Origin of the sequence: Streptomyces sp. Tue6028, assembly GCF_002300165.1 — a bacterium.
GTDB lineage: Bacteria > Actinomycetota > Actinomycetes > Streptomycetales > Streptomycetaceae > Streptomyces > Streptomyces siamensis.
On sequence record NZ_MLCE01000023.1, the window covers coordinates 152291 to 173098 of the forward strand.

The window sequence follows — 20808 nt, forward strand, 5'->3', positions numbered from 1 at the left end:
CCGGTTCATGGCGTCCTGAACGGGTGTCGGCGCGCCGGCTCACGGCGACCTGAACGGCCGTCTGCGCGTCCCGCGACGGCCGCGTACGCGGGGGCCAGGGCGCACGCCGCACGTACTGCCGTAAACAGGAGATAAGGGATGGCGCGCGTCACGGGTCTGTGACCGGCCGCCGGTGGGGCTGGAAGCCGAACCCCCACCACGATAGAGATGGAGGCATGAGCAACAACGGGGGAGTCCCTCACGGGGCCGACGAACCAACGAGTTTCGGTCTGCAACCGCCGCGCCCGGCGGCACCGGCACCACAGTCGGCCGTCCCGTACCCGGGCAATCCCTACGCCGCGCCCACCCAGGTCGTCCCCGAGCAGCAGGCCCGCGCCGCGCAGGACCCGGGGACGGGTCGGCTGATCGCCGGACGCTACCGCCTGCTCGCCAAGCTCGGGCACGGCGGCATGGGAACGGTCTGGCGGGCCAAGGACGAGACGGTGGACCGCGAGGTCGCCGTCAAGGAACCACGCGTCCCGGACCACCTTCCCGAGCGTGAACGCTCCAACGCCTTCGAGCGGATGCGCCGCGAGGCGCGCGCCGCCGCACGGCTCGACCACCCGGCGGTCGTGAACGTCCACGACGTCGCGGTCGTGGACGGACAGCCCTGGATCGTCATGGAGCTCGTGCGGGGCCGCTCGCTGGGCGACGCCCTCCAGGAGGGCACGCTCGGCGTCCGTGAGGCCGCACGCGTCGGCCTGGAGGTCCTCGGAGCCCTGGAGGCCGCGCACGCGGCGGGCGTCCTGCACCGCGACGTCAAGCCCGACAACGTCCTGCTGGGCCGTCACGACCGCGTCGTCCTCACCGACTTCGGCATCGCGCAGATCGAGGGCGAGACCAGTCTGACGGACACCGGCGGCTTCGTCGGCTCGCCCGAGTACATCGCTCCGGAGCGGGTGCTGGGGCAGCGCCCCGGGCCGGCGTCCGACCTGTGGTCGCTCGGCGTGGTGCTCTACACGGCCACCGAGGGCGTCTCCCCGTTCCGGCGCAGCAACACGCCCGCGACGCTCCAGTCGGTCCTCAACTCCACACCCGCGGCGCCCGCTTCGGCGAGCGGCCCGCTCGCCGAGGTCATCAACGGCCTGCTGGACAAGGACCCCTCACGCCGGCCGGGCGCCGACCGGGTGCGGCGGCTCCTGGAGGAGGCGGCGCGACCGCCGGCCCCGGCGCCCACGCAGGTCGCGCAGGTCACGCAGGTCGCGTTGCCCGACGGCAAGGGCATCCGGGTGGGCCGCAAGGCCCTGCTCGGCATCAGTGCGGCGGTCGTCGCGGCGGCCGTGGCGGCGTACCTGGTGATCGCCGACCCCTTCGCGGGGCCGCTGCCGGACGGCTGGAAGAAGGTGCACGAGAAGGACGTCGCCGCGACGCTCGCGGTGCCCAAGGACTACCAGGCGAGCAGGCCCGACCGCTCGTCGGACAAGACCCACTGGGTCACGTACACCGACTTGAGCGGCAGCGTCTGGGTCGGTCTCACGCTGGCCAGGAGGGTGGAGGACACCAGCAAGCAGATCAAGGGCTCCGCCGCCGCCGAGATGTACGCCGACAACGACAAGTTCAAGGAGAGCGGCGAGTACGCACTGAACATGCCCGAGGGGCCGCGGACGTCCACGGACGGGAGCGCCAAGTACGAGGGCAAGCCCGCCGCGGAGAACACGGTGCGCTACACGACCACCGACAGCCAGAACCCCCGCCCCCGCGAGGTGCAGATCTTCTACTACAAGTCGTCCGCGCGCGACATGTACAAGCTCACCATCAGCTACCCGGGCAAGGGCGACTTCACGGCACGCGGCCGCGAAGTCGCAAAGGCGGCGATCGCGAACCTGGACATCGACAAGCTCTGAGGGCTCCGTCGCGGGGGAGGGGTTGCGCTCAGGCCGCTTCAGCGGCCCGAGCCCGGCTCGGGTCTGACCGGCGGACCCGGCACGGGCAGTCCCGGCTCGGGCTAGGCCGGCAGTCCGGGCTCGGGCCGGACCGGCAGTCCCGGCTCGACCCGACCGGCGGCCCCGGGCGGGCCGGATCGGCCGGAGGCCCGGGTGGGGATCAGGCCAGCTTGGCGGTCTGGGCCTTGATGATCTCGGACGGGATGTCGTAGTCGGCGGCGCCGTCCGCGGTCTCGCCCGAGAACGCGGCCAGGCTCAGCGTGTAGTACGTGGCGACCGTGCTGCCGTGGCGGACGACCTCGCCGTGCACGGTCACGTCACCACCGTCGGCACCCACGGTCACCGCGAACGCGAGGGCCTCGTCGCCGTCGCCGGAGGCCTTCTCGCTCTCCACCTTGGTGATCTTCTGGGCGTCACCCTTGTCCGCGGCCTCGAAGCCGCCCGCGCAGCCCTTCACCGCGTCGGACACCGAGGACAGGGTCTTCTCGGCGCCGTCGCCCTCGTAGGAGGAGAGCGAGACGATCGTCACCGTGCCGGTCAGGGCGTCGGTGATCGACTTCATCGCGTCGTCGAGCTCCTCGTCGGTCATGTCCTCCAGCTTCTTGGAGGGAGACGCGCTGGGGGAGGCCGAAGGGTCCTGCGTGACCACGCGCTTGACGTCGGCGGCGGAGTCACCGGGCGCGAGCCCCGCCATGACGTAGGCGATCGGCGCGCACTTCTCGTCCTTCACCTCGAGGTCGTCCTTGGTGGTGGTGAACCCGTCGGACTTGTCCGTCGACTCGACCTTGTAGCCGTCGACGTCGCTCGTGACGATGATCCGCTGCCCCAGCTCGGCGCTGCTGAGGGCCTTCGCGGCAGTGGTCTCCTTGTCCGCGCCGGTGCTCTTGCCGCTGTCGCCGGAGCTGTCGGAGCAGCCGGTGGCCAGGGTGAGGGTGAGGGCCGAGGCGACCGCGGTGATGCCTGCGCGCGACAGCGCGAGTCTCTTCATTTTTGTCGATCCTTCGATCTGTCCGAGGGTGAAAGGACTATGAGGGACGGGTCAAGGAATCGTCAACCGATCAAGGTCGGAAGTGTTCGCTCCTGCATCGCCCGTACGCCGAAGGGGCTTTGAGGGTCCGTCGGGCGACAAGGCCCTGGCGTGGACGGCGCGGCCCTCCGGTCACGGCGCCGGGGTCTTCCGCCGACGCCGCCCCGGTCGCCCGCCGAGGGCGGAGGATGCCTGAGGCCTCCGCCGGGGGCACCCCGGAACGCCACCACGAGCGTCCCGGTCGTCCCCGCGGTGTCCCGGCGACGTCCCCGCGATGTCATCAACCCGTGATCGTCGGGCGAACAACGCCCTGATCAGGGCGTTTGTTGCCAGCGATCACTGGCAGCGTGTGTGCAGTCCGTGAAAGCCGATTACCGACGGGTACCCAAAGGGGCCGGGCAGGCATACCCTGCGGCTCATGACGGACTCGCAGGCCACGGAGCAGGCCACGGAAACGACCAGCGGCGACGAGGCCGGTACGGGCAGGCCCGGTACCAACCCCCTCGCGCCCGCCCCCGCGGGGGCCCGCACCGCAGCCGACGTCGTGACGCCCGAGCTGGTGGCCCAGCTCACCAAGGGCGTGGCCGGCTCCGGGCGGACCGCCAACCACACCCCGTTCACCGGCGAGAAGCTGGCCGACCTGCCCGAGTCCACCCCCGAGGACGTCGCCGAGGCGTTCGCGCGGGCCCGCACGGCGCAGATCGCCTGGGGAGCCACGCCCGTCCGGCAGCGCGCCGCCGTGCTCCTGCGCTTCCACGACCTCGTCCTCGCCCGGCAGGCCGAGGTGCTGGACCTCATCCAGCTGGAGACCGGCAAGGCCCGGCTGCACGCGCACGAGGAGGTCCAGGCCGTCACGGTCGCCGCACGGCACTACGGACGCAAGGCGCCCGCGTATCTGAGGCCCAAGCGGCACACCGGCGCCGTGCCGACCCTCACCAAGGTCACCGAGCTGCGCCACCCGCGCGGTGTCGTCGGCCAGATCGCCCCCTGGAACTACCCGCTCGAACTGTCCGTCGGCGACGCCCTCCCGGCGTTCGTCGCGGGCAACGCCGTCGTGATGAAGCCCGACACCGAGACCTGCCTCACCGCTCTGTGGGCGCGCGACCTGCTCATCGAGGCGGGGCTGCCCGCCGAGGTCTTCCAGGTCGTCATCGGCGACGGGCCCGTCGTGGGTCCCGAGGTCGTCAAGCACGCCGACTACGTCTCCTTCACCGGGTCCACGCGCACCGGCCGGGAGGTCGCCCAGGGCGCCGCGGCCCGCCTCGTCGGCGTCTCCCTCGAACTCGGCGGCAAGAACGCCATGGTGGTCCTGGAGGACGCCGACATCGACAAGGCCGCCGCGGGCGCCGTCCGCGCCTGCTTCTCCTCGGCCGGCCAGCTCTGCATCTCCATCGAGCGGCTCTACGTCCACGAGTCCATCGCCGACGCGTTCGCCGACCGGTTCGCCGCCCGCACCAAGGCCATGCGCCTCGGCACCTCGCTCGCCTACGGCGCCGACATGGGCTCCCTGGTCGGCGTGCGGCAGCTGGAGACCGTGACCCGGCACGTGGAGGAGGCCGTCGCCAAGGGCGCCAAGGTCGTCGCCGGCGGAGTCGCCCGCCCCGACATCGGCCCCTACTTCTACGAGCCGACCATCCTCGACGGCGTCGAGGCACCGATGGCCGTCTGCGCCGAGGAGACCTTCGGGCCCGTCGTCTCCCTCTACCGCTTCAAGACCGAGGACGAGGTCGTCGAGCTCGCCAACGCCACGCCCTACGGCCTCAATTCGTCCGTGTGGACCAAGGACGGCCGCCGGGGCCGCGCGGTCGCGGCCCGGCTGCGCACCGGCACGGTCAACGTCAACGAGGGCTACGCGCCCGCGTACGGCAGCGTCCAGTCGCCAATGGGTGGCATGAAGGACTCCGGTCTCGGCCGCCGGCACGGCTCCGAGGGCATCCTCAAGTACACGGAGGCCCAGACGGTCGCCCAGCAGCGGCTGTTGCCGATGGCGCCGTCGCTCGGCATGGACGACGAGAAGTACGCGGCGTTCATGAGCCGGAGCCTCAAGGTCATGAAGGCGTTCCGGCTCCGCTAGGCGCCGCGGCCCCCGGGGCGGGCCTGTCCGCCCGCCCCTTCCCCGACCCGTCCCGATCGTCCCCCTGTCCGTCCCACCCTTTCGCACCGCTCCTCACAGCGGTTCTCGACGAGGAGAAACGAGGAGAGCAGCACGTGTCACAGGAGAGCTCTGCCCAGAATCAGCCGGACGAGGCGGCGTACGACTACGACGTCATCGTCGTCGGCTCCGGCTTCGGTGGTTCCGTCACCGCCCTGCGCCTGACGGAGAAGGGGTACCGCGTCGGCGTCCTCGAAGCGGGCCGCCGCTTCACCCGGGACTCCCTGCCCAAGAACTCCTGGGACATCAAGAACTACCTGTGGGCCCCGAAGCTCGGCATGTACGGCATCCAGCGCATCCATCTGCTGGGCAACGTCATGGTGCTGGCGGGCGCGGGCGTCGGCGGCGGTTCCCTCAACTACGCCAACACCCTCTACGTCCCCCCGAAGCCGTTCTTCGAGGACCCGCAGTGGAAGGACATCACCGACTGGGAAGGGGAGTTGAAGCCGTACTACGACCAGGCCCGGCGCATGCTGGGCGTACGGCTCAACCCGACCATGACCCCGTCGGACGTCCACCTCAAGGCAGCGGCCGAGGCGATGGGCGTCGGCGACACCTTCCACATGGCGCCGGTGGGCGTCTTCTTCGGGGACGGCCAGGACGCCGACGGCGGTGCGAAGGCGGGACCCGGCCAGGAGATCGCCGACCCGTACTTCGGCGGTGCCGGACCCAGCCGCAAGGCGTGCACCGAGTGCGGCGAGTGCATGACCGGCTGCCGTCACGGCGCGAAGAACACTCTCAACGAGAACTACCTCCACCTCGCCGAGAAGGCGGGCGCGGTGGTCCACCCCATGACGACCGTGGTGTCCGTCACCGACGACTCGCAGGGCGGGTACGCCGTCCAGACCCTCCCCACGGACCGCAAACGCAAGGGAGAGGGGCGGACCTTCAAGGCGAAGCGGGTCGTCCTCGCGGCCGGCACCTACGGCACGCAGACCCTGCTGCACCGCATGAAGGCGGGTGGCCAGCTGCCGTACCTGTCGCAGAAGCTGGGCGAGCTGACCCGCACCAACTCCGAGGCGCTGGTGGGCGCGCAGACCGACAACCGCCGCTACCGCAAGGCCACCGGCGAGGAGAGCGTCGACTTCACCCGCGGTGTCGCCATCACGTCCTCCATCCACCCCGACGAGAACACTCACATCGAGCCGGTCCGCTACGGCAAGGGATCCAACTCGATGGGCGGCCTGTCCATCCTCCAAGTCCCTTACGCGGAGGGCTCGTCGAGGGTGCTGGGCTGGCTGGCCAACGCCGCGCGGCACCCCGTCCTGGTGGCCCGCTCGCTGTCCAACCGCCGCTGGTCGGAGCGGACCATCATCGGCCTGGTGATGCAGTCGCTGGACAACTCCCTGACGACGTACCTGAAGCCGAAGGGCGCGGGCAAGGGACTGCTGACCGCCCGGCAGGGCCACGGGGCGCCCAACCCCAAGCAGATCAAGGCGGCTTCGGAAAGCGCCTCCGCGATCGCCGCCGAGATCAACGGCTTCGCGGGCAGCAACGTGGGCGAGCTGATGGGGACGCCGCTGACCGCGCACTTCCTGGGCGGCTGCCCGATCGGCGCCGACGCCGAGGCGGGCGTCATAGACCCGTACCACCGGCTGTACGGCCACCCGGGCATCTCCGTGGTCGACGGTGCCGCGGTCTCCGCGAACCTCGGGGTCAACCCGTCGCTCACCATCACCGCCCAGGCCGAGCGGGCGATGTCGTACTGGCCCAACAAGGGCGAGGCCGACCCGCGTCCGGCGCCGGGCGCGGCGTACGAGCGGCTGCAGCCGGTGGAGCCGCTGCACCCCGCCGTCCCGGCGGACGCGTTCGGCGCGCTGAAGCTGCCGTTCCTGGGGATACCCGCGGTGCCGCCGAAGAAGTGACCCGCGGGGGGCCTGTGCGCGCCGGCGCCACCCGCCCGGTGCTCGGCCCCCGCGTACCCGGTCCGTGCCTCACGGAAGAAGGTCCGGAAGAAAGTCCGGAAGAAGGTCCGCCCCCTCACGGAGGACAGAAAGAAGGACCTGCGCCCCCCTCCGAGCGCAGGTCCTTCTTCTCGTACCAGGCGTGCTGCCCAGGCGTACGGGCCCGGCCGCGTTACGCGGTCGCGCCGCCCGAGTTGCGGCGACGGACGACGTACACCGCGCCGGCACCGGCGACGACGGCGACACCGCCGACGAGACCGATCATCGGCAGGGCGGAGCTGGAGCCCGTCTCGGCCAGGCTGCCGTCGACCTCGGGCGTGTTGCCCTTGTCGGCGGGCTTGTCCGAGACCGGGACCTTGCCGCCTTCCTGCGGCTTGGTGCCGTCGGTGTCCGTGCCCGCGGCGACGATCTGGAACTTGTACGCGACCTCGCCGAAGCCCGTGCACTCGCCGTCGGCGTCGCCGTAGATGCTGGCGCCCAGGGAGAAGCCGGCGCCGACCGGGGCGCTGGACTTCACGTTGATGCGCATCGGGATGTTGACCTCGTAGTCGGGCTTGAGCTCGTCGGTGTAGCCGACGAAGCCGACCGCGTAACCCTCGGAGTCGACGTCCTCCCAGACCTTGTCGTCCGGGTTGTAGGCCTGGAGCTGGACCTTCTTGCTCTGGAAGAGGTCCTCACCCGCCTTGTCGGAGGAGGCGCCGGCGAAGAAGCCGAGGTCGCTGAGGGTGGACTCGGAGTTGTTCGCCACGTTCAGCGAGAACTTGTGCCAGCCGCTGCCCACCGCGATCTTGCCGGGCAGGCCGGTGATGGACACGTCGACCTTGGAGTCCTCGCACTCGGACGGCTCCGGGTCGGGCGACTCGGACTCCTCCGGAGCGGAGGTGCTCGGAGCCGGGGACGTGGCGGAAGCGGACGCGGAGTCGCTCGGAGCCGGGGCGGACTCGGTCGCGGACGCCGAGGCGGTCGCGGAGGGGGTCGCCTCGGGGGTGGTCTCGGTGGCGCTCGGCGATGCCGACTCGCTCGGAGACTCGGATGCGGTTGCGCTCGCGGTCGGGCTGGCAGGAGTGTCGTCCGTCGCGAACGCGGCCGGCGCCGACAGCAGCGCCAGCGGGGCTATGGCAGCCGTCGCGGCCGCAGCGGCCATGGCACGGCGAAGCTTCATGAAGACCTCGAAAGTCCGGTGCGCCGCGCGTTCGCGGGCGCTCGAGTGGGCTCGTCTGGGTGAGGCCTCCGCGTGTGGGGCGCGGGTGTGGCCGTTGGTTCTGCAGGTGTGACCGGTGGGACCTGGGAATGGTTGTCCTGTACCTCACATGATTTTTATGTGTGCTGAGTCACATCCGGGTGCGACTTGTGCAAGCCCTTTCGAACCGCTTAGAAATGTCCCTCGTGTCTGACAACAAGCCGGGTGGGAACGGGGATTCGTCCTTCAGCGACGACGTGTGGGAGCAGTTCGCCCGCGACACCGAGCGCGACATCCGGAGTTCGGCTCCCAAGGAGCCGTCCGCGCGGGCGCGCATGGTGACCGAGCGGCTGCGGCAGCAGGACGAGCGCGGCGACCGGCCGGAGAGCTGGCGGGTGGGCCCCTCGGTGCAGGAGGCGCATCGCCGTGCCGGGCGGCGCCGACGCCTGTGGGCCGCCATCGGCGTGCCGCTCGCCGTCGTGGTGGCGGTCGTTGCGATGAAGCCGTCCCTGTTGCCGGGCGACCCCTTCGGCACGTCGTCCGACGACGCGCCCGCGGTCTCCCGGCTCCCCGACGAGACCGCACCCCCGACGGCGGCGCCCTCCGCGTCGTCCGGCACCCCGACGCTGGACAGGCCGTTCGCCGGATCGCCCGCCGAGCGCTGGGCCGACGGCGCGGACGGCATCGTCGTCCCTCGGGCCACCGCGGTCGGCCCGCTCACCGAGGCGCAGGTCGCCACCGCGCTGAAGCGCGCCAAGACGCTGCTCGTCGATGCGAACCTCGACCGGTCGACGCTGCGCGGCGAACGCCCCGAGGCGGCGATCGCCACGCTCGACCCGAAGCAGCCGAAGATGCTCGACGACGTGAACCGCTGGCTGCGGTCGCCGGGCAAGGACGACGATCCGCTCGCGCTGTTCACCCGGTTCGACCCCAAGGAGATCCGGCTCGTCGGGGACGTGGTCAAGACGCGCGGCCGGATCACGTTCAAGGCGGGCGAGCGCGCCTCCGTCGTCATCCACGCCGACTACAGCTTCGTGTATCCCGTGACCCGGGCCGACAACAACTCCACCGAGGTGACCCGCACCATCGTGCGCCGTGTCCTCGACCTGGAGGTCTCCGACCCGGCGAAGTACCGGGTCACCCCCGGCAAGCTCGCCATCCTGCGCTACGACCGCGACCTGGCCAACTCGGCCTGCGACGTCCACGACGGCTTCCTGCACCCGCGGTTCGACTCGGCCGACCCCGGCGGACCGGACCCGTCGGGGCCCACCGTCGACCCGTACGACCGCAGCCGCGGCATCCAGGACTCCGAGCCGGGCGCCTGCGGCACGCTGTCCCGCACCTAGTCGGGGACACGGCGCGACATGACGAAGGGCCCCGCGGTGGTCCCTGCTCGGGCGGAGCCGAGAGATCAGGGAGGTGCCGCGGGGCCCTTCTTTCGTCAGCACCGACGTCAGGGCAGCGCCGGTGCCTGGGAGCGACGCCGGGGGGTGCGTCGCCGGTCCGGGGGTGGTCCGGTGTGACCGCCGGTCGTGCGCCCCGGCGCGTTCGAGGCGCGCACGTGGTGTCGACCTTTGGCAAGCGGGTGGTACGGGCGTACTGCGGTGCGGAGTGGATCCGGTTGGCTGATCGGTCGGCTACGGGGATGTCCGCCATGAGAGCCGGGATCGTTCTCGTACGGCGGGTGTCCTCGTACGGTGGGCCGTTCGTACGGGACTGATGCCTGTGGGACTGATGCCTACGGGACTGACACGGGACTGAGTCGTGCAGGGCTGTTCGTACCGGACCGGTCGTCGTGGGACTGAGTCGTGCGGGCTGTTCGTACGGGACTGACGGGTGCCGGAGGGTCCGTACGGGAGCCGTTCTCGCATCGTGCTGGACGGGCGACGGCCTCCGCAACCGTCGCGACCGCCTCCGAACGGATTCCGCCGGCCGGCCCCGGGCGTCCCCGGAGCCGACCGTTCTCTTGAGTGACCGGGCTGCTGTCCCCTGCCGTCCGGTCACACCCCTGGAACGAGGTCCCACGACGCACAGCACGATCCGTACGTCTCATCGCTCCAGTGGAGCCACGCGTGGTTCTTTCGGGCCCGCCCCTGGATGACACGGACACCGGGACCAACGAAGCCCGCGGCGGCCCGGTCACGCGCCGTACGGGTGAGACGGAATGCGTACGTGCGTACGCCGTGTACGGGCTTCAGAAGCGGCCCCGACGTGGTCAGATGCGGCCCCGGCACAGCTCGAGCAGCGTCATGGCCAGGGAGGTGCCGGGCTTGCCCAGCGCCTCCCTGTAGTGGCCGAGCACCTCCATCTCGCGCGAGAGGTTCACCCGGCGGCCGCCGGACGAGATCCGGGCCTCCTGGATCACCGCCGAGACGGCCATCCGTTCCTGCATGAGACCGATGATCCGGTCGTCCAGCGCGTCGATGCGCTCACGGGCACCGGTGATCACATCGGCGGCCTCGTCGGTGCGGGCGCCGGTCTTGTCGAGTACGTCGGCCATGGTGGGGCTCCTCTGTCCGTGGGAGGGATGCCCCGGGGCGGCAGGTCCCGGAAACGGCAGACGCCCCGGGCCTTGTCGGCCCGGGGCGCCTGGGAAGTCGCTTGTCAGTTGCTCAAGCAGCACGACCATGGCAGCCGGTGGGCCGGTTGCCATAGGTAAACGCGAAGATCGCGGCGGTCTGGTGCGTGAGCATGCGGCCAGTATGCACCGGCGGCGGACGCGGACCAAGCTCGTTCGGATGCTGAGACCCCGGGCGGGGCGCTCATGGTGTGACCTCGGGCAGGCCGCGCACGGTGTGAGTCCGGGCGGGGTGCTCGGGGTGTGGCCGGGGCGGGCCGCCCGGTGGGCTCCCGCGGGCCCCGGGCGGGGGTGACAAACCCGGCGTAGGCGCCACGGTCCCGGCCCCCGGTAGACTCGGCACCACACACACCATGCTCACCGCCGGAAGGCAACCCGTGTCATCAGCGACCCCCGCTGCCGCCGCCCCCGACACCGTCCTGGTCGTCGACTTCGGTGCGCAGTACGCCCAGCTCATCGCCCGTCGCGTCCGCGAGGCCCGGGTCTACAGCGAGATCGTGCCGAGCACCATGCCCGTCGCGGAGATGCTCGCCAAGAACCCGGCGGCGATCATCCTCTCCGGCGGCCCCTCGTCGGTCTACGCGGAGAGCGCCCCGCGCCTCGACCGCGAGATCTTCGAGGCCGGCGTCCCCGTGTTCGGCATGTGCTACGGCTTCCAGCTGATGGCGACGGCCCTCGGCGGCACGGTCGACAACACCGGCGCCCGCGAGTACGGCCGCACGCCCCTGCACGTCTCGAAGTCCGGCTCCACCCTCTTCGAGGGCACCCCGGACGAGCAGTCGGTGTGGATGTCGCACGGCGACGCGTGCAGCGCCGCACCCGAGGGCTTCACCGTCACGGCGTCCACGGACGTCGTCCCGGTCGCGGCCTTCGAGAACGACGAGCAGAAGCTCTACGGCGTGCAGTACCACCCCGAGGTGATGCACTCCACGCACGGCCAGCAGGTGCTGGAGCACTTCCTGTACCGCGGTGCCGGCCTCAAGCCGAACTGGACCACCGGCAACGTCATCGACGAGCAGGTCGCCCTCATCCGTGAGCAGGTCGGCAGCAAGCGCGCCATCTGCGGCCTGTCCGGCGGCGTGGACTCCGCCGTCGCCGCGGCCCTCGTCCAGAAGGCCATCGGCTCCCAGCTGACCTGTGTCTACGTCGACCACGGTCTGATGCGCAAGGACGAGACCGAGCAGGTCGAGAAGGACTTCGTCGCGGCCACCGGCGTCCAGCTGAAGGTCGTGGACGCGGAGGAGCGCTTCCTCGCCGCGCTGGCCGGGGTCTCCGACCCCGAGGAGAAGCGGAAGATCATCGGGCGCGAGTTCATCCGCGTCTTCGAGCAGGCCCAGGCGGAGATCATCGCCGAGGCCGCCGAGGGCGAGGACGTCGCCTTCCTGGTCCAGGGCACCCTCTACCCGGACGTCGTCGAGTCCGGCGGCGGCACCGGCACGGCCAACATCAAGTCCCACCACAACGTGGGCGGCCTCCCCGAGGACCTCGAGTTCGAGCTCGTCGAGCCGCTGCGCAAGCTCTTCAAGGACGAGGTCCGCATGGTCGGCCAGGAGCTCGGCCTGCCGGACGAGATCGTCCAGCGCCAGCCGTTCCCCGGCCCCGGCCTCGGCATCCGCATCGTCGGCGAGGTCACCAAGGAGCGCCTCGACCTGCTGCGCGAGGCCGACGCCATCGCCCGCGAGGAGCTGACGGCCGCCGGCCTCGACCGCGACATCTGGCAGTGCCCGGTCGTCCTGCTCGCCGACGTCCGCTCCGTGGGCGTCCAGGGCGACGGCCGCACGTACGGTCACCCGATCGTCCTGCGCCCCGTCTCCAGCGAGGACGCCATGACGGCCGACTGGTCGCGCCTGCCGTACGAGGTCCTCGCCAGGATCTCCACCCGGATCACGAACGAGGTGGCGGACGTCAACCGCGTCGTCCTGGACGTGACGTCCAAGCCCCCGGGCACCATCGAGTGGGAGTAGATCCCCAGGTCACGTCCGCTTGAGAGTCCGCACCGGCTCTCCGGGCCGCCAGACCTCGGCGACCAGATACGTGTCGTCCTCGACGTAGGTCCGTACGACCTCCGTCAACTCGGTGCGGAAGAGGTGGAACGGCTGCGGCGGTTCCACCTCTTTCACGTACGCGGCCTTCGTCGCCGCGTCCTCGTCGCCGACCTCCACCGCTCGGCCGCTGATCCGCACGTCGCCGCCGCCCATCCCCGTGCCCGGCCCCGGGTTGGCCTGGAGCGCGAAGCGCGGATCGCGGCGCAGGTCGAGGGCCTTGAGCGAGCCGGGCATCATGCCGAGCCACAGCTCGCCGTTCAGGAAGCGCACCTCCAGGCCCGTCGTGCGGGGCGAGCCGTCCATGCGGAGGGTCGCCAGGACGTGGTGCGTGAAGCCGCCGAAGCGGTCCTCGACCGTCCTGGCCAGATCCGGTTGCGCGGCGGCGAAGGCTGCCCAGTTCGCCGGTTTCGGCGGTGCCGATCGTGCCGACTGTGCAGGGGGCGCCGACTGTGCAGTCGGCGCCGACCGGGAGGAGGGCGCCGAGGGAGCGGGGTCCGGTGGGCGGGGCGTGGGGTGCTCGGTCATGCGAGGAGTGTGGCGTGGATACCGGACATCTTCTGTCTGGGTTTCCGTCCGGGTTTCCGTGTGGGTCCCCTGTCGGTGTGGGGGCCTCGGGGCCGGATGTCCTGGTCTCGGTCAGCCGGAGGCCAGGCCCGCCGTGCCGACGCGGCGCGCCACTCTGCGGCGGTGGGCGACCTCCAGGGCCAGGAAGCCCATGGACAACGCCTCCGCGACGGCGAACCCGATCAGCGCCGCACGCCAGCCGTACACCGCGCAGACCAGGGAGACGAAGAGCGCGCAGCCCGTCATGATCGCCGCGCGGGACCACGCGCTCGGATCCTCGGCCATCGCGTCGAACTCGATCCGGTCGCGGAGCCCGCGTACCGTCCGGGCCGCGTCCCCGAGCGGTCGGAGCGTGCCGGGACGCAGCCCGGGCACGGCACGCGAGTCGTCGGTCCTCGGCGCCTTCCCGCCGTGCGAGCCCTCGCCTCCCGGTGCCGTTCCCGCACGCGAGTCCTCGGCCTTCGGCGCCGTTCCCGCGCGCGAGTCCTCGGCCTTCGGTGCCGTTCCCGCGCGCTCGGTGCGCACCAGTTGGATCTGCAGCGCACGTCCCACCCGGTGCGCCTCCGCGTAACGGAAACCGTGCTGCTCGGCCACGTACGCGAGCGTGGCGAGCCGGCGCGGTGAGCCGCCGAGATCGTCGACGACGACGAAGTCCCGCTCCGCGAGCTGCCCGAGCAGGACGAGGATCCGCCGCTCTGCGCGGTTCATGCGTGCCTCCCGTGTCCCAGGCGTGGGTCGGTGTCACCCAGACAGACCAGTGACCTCCGGCCACGGTTGTGGCCATCTCTTCACCGAACGACTCTGTTCTCCTGCGCTGACCCCGGGTAACTTCCGCTCCGTACCGCACACGCCAGTGCTGGAGGACATATGCACGGGCCCACCCCGCCCCTGCCCCTACCCACCGACCGGCTCCGGTTCGCCATGCCGCCGATGCACGAGTCGGTCGACGACGAGCGGCGGCACCGCAAGGAGCGGCTGGCCGGGGCGCTGCGCGTCTTCGGCCGGTTCGGGTTCGAGGACGGGGTCTCCGGACACATCACGGCGCGCGACCCCGAGTACAGCGACTGCTTCTGGGTCAATCCGTTCGGGATGCCCTTCAAGCACGTGACCGTCGGTGACCTGGTCCTGGCCAACCAGGACGGGCAGGTGATCGAGGGCCGCTACCACGTGAACCAGGCGGCGTTCACCGTGCACGCCCAGGTCCACGCCGCCCGGCCCGACGTCGTCGCCGTCGCGCACTGCCACTCCGTGCACGGGCGCGCCCTCGCCGCGCTGGGCGACCTGCTCGACCCGATCACCCAGGAGAGCTGCGCCTTCTACGAAGATCACGCGCTCTACGACGCGTACAGCGGCGTCGCCGTCGACGCCGAGGAGGGCCGTCGGATCGCCGCCGCGCTCGACACCCGCAAGGCGCTCGTCCTGCGCAACCACGGGCTGCTGACCGTGGGCGACTCGGTGGACGCCGCCGCCTGGTGGTTCCTGTCCATGGAGCGGTCCTGCCAGGTCCAGCTCACCGCCAAGGCGGCGGGGCGTCCCCTCCTCATCGACCACAAGCAGGCGGTCGCCACGCGTGAACAGCTCGGCGGTGATCTGGTGGCGTGGATCAACTACCAGCCGTTGTGGCAGGACATCAGTCGGAGTGAGCCGGATCTGTTGTCGTAGGTGTGGCGTTGGGGGCGGTGTGGCGTAGGCGTGGCGTGGTGTTGGGTGCGGTGCGTCGGAGGGCGGTGCGTCGGAGGGCGGTGCGTTGAGGGGGCGCCTTGGGGGGGCGGTGCATTGGGGGCGTGGGTTGTGGGTCAGAAGTCGCGTAGGACCGCTGCCTTCGTCAGGGCGAACTCCTCGTCCGTCAGGACCCCGGCACGGTGCAGCTCGCCCAACTCCCTGAGCCGGCGCAGCAGTACGTCGTGCCGGTCCGACGCGGGCGGTGCCGCCGCCGTCAGCGCGGGACGCTCCCGGGCCACGTGCTCGCCCGTCCGCGTGGACGGATGAGGCAGGCGCGCCGTCACCGCCGCGGCGACCAGCGCCGTCAGCAGGTCACGGCGCGTGCTGCCCCACAGGTCCAGGGCATACGGGTCCTTCTCGGGCGGCAGCTTGGAGAACACCGTCTCGCGGGTGACGAAACGCAGGAATCCGTCCTCGTAACCGGAGTTGGGCAGCCACTCGACCTGTACGAGGTCGCCCACAGCGATGATCCGCGGGCCCGTCGCCCGCTTCACCCGGTCCGACGTGTCCGCCCAGTCGATCCGCACGTGCACGCCGTCGAACGAGACCGTCCCGTCGCTGGAGCGCACCGAGACCGGGACCGGCGGGCCCGCCAGGAGGTAGGTCCGCGCCGGTTCCTTGGGGATCTGGTCCAGCAGCAGCGCACGGCGGACCTCCTCGGCGACGTACTCCGCGACGCCGGACCGGTCGACGTCGACCGTGAGCCGGTACGGGTCCGCCGCGTCGGGCAGTCTGCCCCCGGTAGCCTGAAGCAGCGGGTCCGAGCCCTCGCGCAGCCTGAGCCGCAGCCGGCCCCGTTTGCGCTCGGGTTCGTAGACGATGCCCGCCACCGCCTCCAGCGGGACGGCGATCTCCCCGTACGTCTGGCGGAACAGCGGCACGGAACGGTGGAGCCCCGGCGTGATCCTGACCGTGCTGCCGTCGAAGGCCCAGGTCCCGTCGCGCTGGATGATCTCGGCCATGGGGAAATTCTCGCAGCCCGGTCAACACGGGCGCCGGTGCTTCACCCACGCTGACCAGACCTGCCGGATTCGGGCCGTGTTCCGTACGGCACAATTCGCTGTCATCGCGGGGCAGTTGTAAGGCAGTTGTGCGGCAGTCAGGCGTACGGAAGGTCTGGCTGCGCGGAGATGTGCGGCGCGGGAAGGCGGCAGCGGGCGTGGCGGTGCAGGAGGCGAGACACGGTGCGGGGCGCGGTGCCGGGGCGGGAGCCGGGCAGGGGGCGGATCCCGGTGCGTTCTCGGGTGCGTCCGGGGGAGGCCGGAGAGGTGGCCCCGGGGGTGCCCATGAAGGGGGCTGCACCTGTGGGGACTGCCCGCACGGGGCGCGGGCGGGGCACCGGCGTGCCGTCGCCGAATTCCTCGCGAAGCGCGACGAGTTGGCGTCCGGGCGCGGGCTGCCGGCCGGCGTCGCGCACTCGGCGTCCGCGTCCCGGCAGTGGGTCTCCGACGAACTGACCCAGTCCGCGGACCTCGTCGCCGAGCGCGGGCGGCTGGAGGGCGCGGCCTGGCTGGCGCGGCTGTGGCGGTACACCGCGTACGCCGTCTGGGGAGGTGTGGGCGCGCTCCTGCTGGCGCAGGCGCTCACCGCGATCGGCGCGGGGTGGACGGCGGCGCGGACCGCCGGGCTGGTCGCGGCGGTCGTGGTGGCCGGGCTGCTGACGGGCGCGGCCTGGTTGCACCGGAGCCGTGGGGGTGCGCTCGCCCCCGTCATCGGTGAGGACAACCGGCTCTCCACGTCCCGGGCGGTGGCCGGGGGGTGGGTGCTGTTCGTGGTGTACGCGGTGCTGGTGCTCGTCGGGCAGCTCGCGGCGGCGTCCGCGCACGGCCGTCGGGACGAGCTGATCGCCGGGCTGGAGCTTGCGCGGGGCGCGGGTGTGGTCACTGTCGTCGCCGTGGTGTGCGGGGTGGCGGTGCTGGTGCGGCGAGTGGTGGGGCTGCGGGTTCTGGGGCAGCGGTTGCAGAAGGTGCGGGCCGATCGGCCGCGGGCCGCCGATCTGCTCACGGACGATGCGGGGAAGGGGGGCTTCGCGGACATCCAGTACGTGGTGATCAGTGCGGTGGCGCTCGTCTTCGCGGCGGTGCGGCTGGCTCGGCGGCCGGCGCAGTTGCCGGATCTTCCGTGGGGGCTGGCGCTGCTGGTGCTGGTGTCGGCGGGTACGTACCTCGCGGGCAAGTACGCCGAGGGTGGGCGGCCGGTGATCCTCTCCGTGGTGCGGTCCCGGGAGGCGGGGGATCTCGACGCGCCCATCCGTACCGGTGACGACATCGAGATCCGGGGGGCCGGGTTCGTGCCGCCCGGGGCGCAGGCGGCGGACCGGCTGTCGCGGATGGTGGTCCGGATCGGGGCCGTGCATGTGCATGTGCCGCTGGTGCCGGTGGCCGGGGGCTTCAGCAACCCCACGGATGCCTTGCTGACGGTGCCCGTGCCGGTGGACGTGGAGCCGGGTCGGGTCGAGGTGCAGGTGGTGACGGCTGCCGGGGTCGAGACGAACCGGTACGCGATCGATGTGACGGACTGACGGTCGCCGGGGCGTGGTCCCCGGCGGGCCGGGGCGCGTTGTCGGGGCGTTTCGCCGTGTGTCCGGGGGGCCTCGCCGTGTGTCTGGTGGGTGGGTTGCTGCCGGTCCGGTGGGTGGGCCCCGCCTCTGGTCCGGTGGGTGGGTCGCCGTTTGTCCGGTGGGTGGGTCGGGGCCGTGCGCGTTCCGCCGGTGGGTGGGTGGGTCGCCTTCGGTCCGGTGGGTGGGTCGGGTCCGTGCCGGTGATCCGCCCGTTGCAGCCCTTGTCTGGTCCGGCGAGCCAGTGCGGTGGGTTCGTGGCACCGTCCGCAACGGGCATGTGATGCACCGGCACGGCCCCTTCGGTGAGAGGGCGAGTGCGGGTGCGTCCATCGCGGGTTCCCGCCCGCCGCTGGAGCCGGGGTCACCCTTCAGCCGGCCCTGTCTCCAGCCCGTCCGGCGGCAGCTCCCGTCCCGTCGCGCCCCGCAGCAGTTCCCGTCCCGTCCGGCGGCAGCTCCCGCGCCGTCCGGACCCTCTCCAGCCCGTCCGGCACCCCCCAGCCTGTCCGGCGCTTGAGGACGAGGCCGTCCAGGCCGATCTGGGTCAGTTCCGGGTGCCTTACGAGTTGCGGTGGGCCCCGCCCGGCTCGTCCCGCCCGGGAGCGGAGGGCGCACCTTTCAGCCCGTCCGGCGCTTGAGGACGAGGACGTTCAGGCCGATTTCCCGCACCCCCCGAGGGGGCGTTGTAGCCGGGGTTGGGCCAGTGCCCCAGCCCGTCCGGCGCTTGAGGACGAGGACGTTCAGGCCGATCCACGGCGCTCCGGGGGACGTCATGGCCAGGGGCAGCGGAGACGCGGGTGGGGTTGCCCCCCGGGCGGACGGCGAGGGACGCGCGGACGCGCGAAAAAAGGCGGCGCGGGGATTGAGCGGAAGCCGATCGTCATACGTATGGTCTGTTGAGGGGCAACGGCACCTGGGTGAGAGGCGGCGGACGGCGATGACTCACGGTATGCGAATGGATACTCACACCTCCTACCCGGGCCAGCGAGGGGACTGGCGGGACACGGCCACCCGCTACGCCCTCCTCCCGCTGCGCGTCTTCCTCGGCGTCACCTTCATCTACGCCGGCCTGGACAAACTCACCGACAGCGCCTTCATGCAGAGCGCCGGCTCCGGCTCCGTCGGCGACATCATGCGCTCCGCACGGGACTCCTCCGCCATCCCGGCCCTCGTGGACCTCGCCCTGAAGAACCCCGTCGGCTTCGGCTACGCCATCGCCCTGGGTGAACTCGCCGTCGGCATCGGCACCTTGATCGGCCTGCTGGCCCGCCTGGCCGCGCTGGGCGGAGCGCTGATCTCGCTGAGCCTGTGGCTGACGGTCAGCTGGGCCTCCGACCCGTACTACTACGGCAACGACCTCGCCTACCTGATGGCCTGGCTGCCCCTCGTCCTCGCGGGCGCGTCGTACTTCTCCGTGGACGCGGCCCTGCGGGCCCGGCGCGCGCAACGCGCCGGGGGATTCAGCTAGCCGCGTTCGGTGCGGCGTCTGCGGACGGCGTGGGTGACGGACGCCACCGCCCCCGCCAGGCAGAGGCCGCCCGTGACCACGGGGATCACCACGAACCACGGCGTCTGCCAGGCGCCGCCCGCGTCGCCGGCGTAGATCACGCCCGCGAGGGTGAGGAAGACTCCGGCGACCAGCTTTCCCGGCTGGAACTCATGACGCAGCACGGGCCACCTCCGCCTGTCCGATGCCGACATGCAGATCGATGTCCAGCGTGCCGCCGGCCTTGCCGGTGGGCGACAGCGTCAGTTCCTTGGACTTGCCCGGCTCCACGTCCACGTCCTTCTTGCCTTCGCCGGGCAGCTGGATGTCCCCGACGCCCACGTCGATGCTCAGCTTCACGGTCGCGTCCTTGGGGACGACGACCTTGAGCCGGCCGATGCCGACCTCGGCGGTCGTCGTCACCGTCTGGCCCTTGCCGAGGTCCAGGTGTGTGAGGTCGAGGGTGCCCACTCCGGTGCCCAGGTCGTAGTTCTCCCTGACGTCGGCGGCCGCCGTGGGGGTCCAGTACGTCCGGACCCACTGTGTGGTGATGTCCTTGGGGAGCGCCGCGGACGCGGCCAGCAGGGCCGCCGTGACCACGGCCAGGAAGATCGATCCCGCGCCGGTGCGCCCCAGGAAGGCGCTGACGGCTATGCCGAGGCCGAACACGATCAGCGCGCAGGCCAGGCCGGTCTGCAGGCTGGTGCCGAGCGCCCGGTCGTCCCAGGTGAGGCCCGTGCCCAGGCCGCCGGCGACGAGCGCGAGCAGGAACACCCAGCCGCCGATCCAGCGGGGACCGCGCGGCTTCGGCTCGGTCCTCGTGCGCACACCGGGGCGCGAGGTGCCGCGGGCGATGGAGACCGCGGCCGCCACGTCCCGGTCCCCGGTGTCGCTCGGCCCCCACAGATAGCCGGTGCCGCCCACGTGCGACCCGTCCTTGACGATCGGGTCGCGCCACCACGAAGGGTAGGACGCGGGCACGGGCGGGGCCTGCGCCTCCGGCGGGGCGTCGGCGACGGCCTGGGCGGCGAGCGGGTCGGGGTCGGGGGCGCCGCGGTGCTGCGACCAGTAGCCCGCGCCGGCCAGCAGGAGGGAGAGGACGACGGAGAAGGCGAGCACGCTGCCGTTCTTCAGCATGGAGAGCAGTACGCCGCAGCCGACCAGGGCGAAGAGCACGGCGGCCAGCGCCTGGCCGTCCACGCGGCCGGTGAGGAGCTTGCGCACCTCGTTCTCGTCATCGTCGTCGTACGGGACGAACAGCCAGACGAAGCCGTAGAAGATCAGACCGATGCCGCCCGTCGCGGAGAGCACCGCGAGCACGACGCGGAAGATCACCGGGTCCATGTCGCACTGGCGGCCCAGACCGGCGCACACCCCGCCCAGCATCTTGTGCCGGTGGTCGCGCCGGAACTTGCGCGGGACCTCGGGCGCGTGCGGCGGCTCGCCCTCGGCGGGCGGCACGGCGTCCCGCGGCCCGGTGCCCGGGGGCGGGGCGCCGAGGCCGCCGGGGCCGGGGTCCGGCTCCGACGCCGCGTGCTGCTGATCTGTCATGGGTCCATGGTGACGGGCGGGGAGGGGTGAGGGGAGTCGGGATGACCCTGGCGCAACCCTGATATCGGCCCTGACGGGGGTGGAGGAGGGTGCGGGCGCCGGTTTTCCGAAGATCAGGGG

16 protein-coding genes are annotated in these 20808 nt (G+C 71.9%); 8 read left to right on the top strand and 8 right to left on the bottom strand.

The genetic code is table 11. The features are described 5' to 3' along the window. Nucleotides 1–215 precede the first annotated feature (215 nt). Nucleotides 216–1883, top strand: coding sequence for a serine/threonine-protein kinase (locus tag BKI49_RS22675; RefSeq protein WP_095936100.1), 1668 nt, complete (start codon nt 216–218; stop codon nt 1881–1883). A 199-nt stretch (nt 1884–2082) separates the two neighbouring features. On the opposite strand, the gene BKI49_RS22680 is transcribed toward BKI49_RS22675, so the two are convergent. After that, nucleotides 2083–2910, bottom strand: coding sequence for a hypothetical protein (locus tag BKI49_RS22680; protein ID WP_095936101.1), 828 nt, complete (start codon nt 2908–2910; stop codon nt 2083–2085). A gap of 457 nt (nt 2911–3367) precedes the next feature. Between BKI49_RS22680 and BKI49_RS22685 the strand changes: the two genes are divergently transcribed. Both BKI49_RS22685 and BKI49_RS22690 read left to right on the top strand, forming a co-directional pair. Further along, a complete protein-coding gene (locus BKI49_RS22685) occupies nt 3368–5023 on the top strand; it encodes a succinic semialdehyde dehydrogenase (protein ID WP_095936102.1) in 1656 nt (551 codons plus the stop codon). 134 nt (nt 5024–5157) lie between these two features. Continuing rightward, entirely contained in the window at nt 5158–6966 is a 1809-nt protein-coding gene (locus BKI49_RS22690; RefSeq protein ID WP_095936103.1) for a GMC oxidoreductase, read from the top strand. 211 nt (nt 6967–7177) lie between these two features. Here BKI49_RS22690 and BKI49_RS22695 read toward each other — a convergent pair whose 3' ends face one another. Further along, nucleotides 7178–8167: an LAETG motif-containing sortase-dependent surface protein gene (locus BKI49_RS22695; RefSeq protein WP_095936104.1), complete on the bottom strand. Its 990-nt coding sequence runs from the start codon at nt 8165–8167 to the stop codon at nt 7178–7180. Between the two features lie 215 nt (nt 8168–8382). Between BKI49_RS22695 and BKI49_RS22700 the strand changes: the two genes are divergently transcribed. Continuing rightward, the gene (locus tag BKI49_RS22700; RefSeq protein ID WP_095936105.1) at nt 8383–9531 is read left to right on the top strand and encodes a hypothetical protein; all 1149 of its coding nucleotides are present in this window, start codon (nt 8383–8385) and stop codon (nt 9529–9531) included. Between the two features lie 869 nt (nt 9532–10400). Here BKI49_RS22700 and BKI49_RS22705 read toward each other — a convergent pair. Then, nucleotides 10401–10685 (bottom strand): chorismate mutase, encoded by a 285-nt coding sequence (locus tag BKI49_RS22705; RefSeq protein WP_095936106.1) that lies wholly within the window; start codon nt 10683–10685, stop codon nt 10401–10403. Nucleotides 10686–11140: 455 nt separating this feature from the next. On the opposite strand from BKI49_RS22705, the gene guaA reads away from it, so the two are divergent. Then, nucleotides 11141–12727 carry a glutamine-hydrolyzing GMP synthase gene (gene guaA, locus BKI49_RS22710; RefSeq protein WP_095936107.1) on the top strand — a complete coding sequence of 529 codons (1587 nt, stop codon included), beginning with the start codon at nt 11141–11143 and terminating at the stop codon, nt 12725–12727. Between the two features lie 9 nt (nt 12728–12736). Here the strand turns inward: guaA and BKI49_RS22715 are convergent, their stop codons facing one another. Both BKI49_RS22715 and BKI49_RS22720 read right to left on the bottom strand, forming a co-directional pair. Then, nucleotides 12737–13333, bottom strand: coding sequence for a pyridoxamine 5'-phosphate oxidase family protein (locus BKI49_RS22715; RefSeq protein ID WP_257004913.1), 597 nt, complete (start codon nt 13331–13333; stop codon nt 12737–12739). 111 nt (nt 13334–13444) lie between these two features. Beyond that, nucleotides 13445–14080: a hypothetical protein gene (locus BKI49_RS22720; RefSeq protein WP_095936108.1), complete on the bottom strand. Its 636-nt coding sequence runs from the start codon at nt 14078–14080 to the stop codon at nt 13445–13447. A 159-nt stretch (nt 14081–14239) separates the two neighbouring features. Between BKI49_RS22720 and BKI49_RS22725 the strand changes: the two genes are divergently transcribed. Then, nucleotides 14240–15034, top strand: a complete 795-nt coding sequence (locus tag BKI49_RS22725) for a class II aldolase/adducin family protein (RefSeq protein WP_095936109.1) — start codon at nt 14240–14242, stop codon at nt 15032–15034. Nucleotides 15035–15168: 134 nt separating this feature from the next. On the opposite strand, the gene BKI49_RS22730 is transcribed toward BKI49_RS22725, so the two are convergent. After that, nucleotides 15169–16056: a DUF4429 domain-containing protein gene (locus tag BKI49_RS22730; RefSeq protein ID WP_095936110.1), complete on the bottom strand. Its 888-nt coding sequence runs from the start codon at nt 16054–16056 to the stop codon at nt 15169–15171. A 197-nt stretch (nt 16057–16253) separates the two neighbouring features. On the opposite strand from BKI49_RS22730, the gene BKI49_RS22735 reads away from it, so the two are divergent. Beyond that, complete coding sequence (locus BKI49_RS22735; RefSeq protein ID WP_095936111.1) at nt 16254–17615, top strand: hypothetical protein; 1362 nt, start codon at nt 16254–16256, stop codon at nt 17613–17615. Between the two features lie 973 nt (nt 17616–18588). After that, on the top strand, nt 18589–19119 hold the full coding sequence (locus BKI49_RS22740) for a DoxX family protein (protein ID WP_095936112.1): 531 nt from the start codon (nt 18589–18591) through the stop codon (nt 19117–19119). Here the strand turns inward: BKI49_RS22740 and BKI49_RS22745 are convergent. Both BKI49_RS22745 and BKI49_RS22750 read right to left on the bottom strand, forming a co-directional pair. Continuing rightward, nucleotides 19116–19322, bottom strand: coding sequence for a hypothetical protein (locus BKI49_RS22745; protein WP_095936113.1), 207 nt, complete (start codon nt 19320–19322; stop codon nt 19116–19118). The two genes, BKI49_RS22740 and BKI49_RS22745, sit on opposite strands and share 4 nt — an antisense overlap. Further along, nucleotides 19309–20688 carry a PspC domain-containing protein gene (locus tag BKI49_RS22750; RefSeq protein ID WP_095936114.1) on the bottom strand — a complete coding sequence of 460 codons (1380 nt, stop codon included), beginning with the start codon at nt 20686–20688 and terminating at the stop codon, nt 19309–19311. The genes BKI49_RS22745 and BKI49_RS22750 overlap by 14 nt, the downstream gene beginning before the upstream one ends. Between the last annotated feature and the right edge of the window lie 120 nt (nt 20689–20808).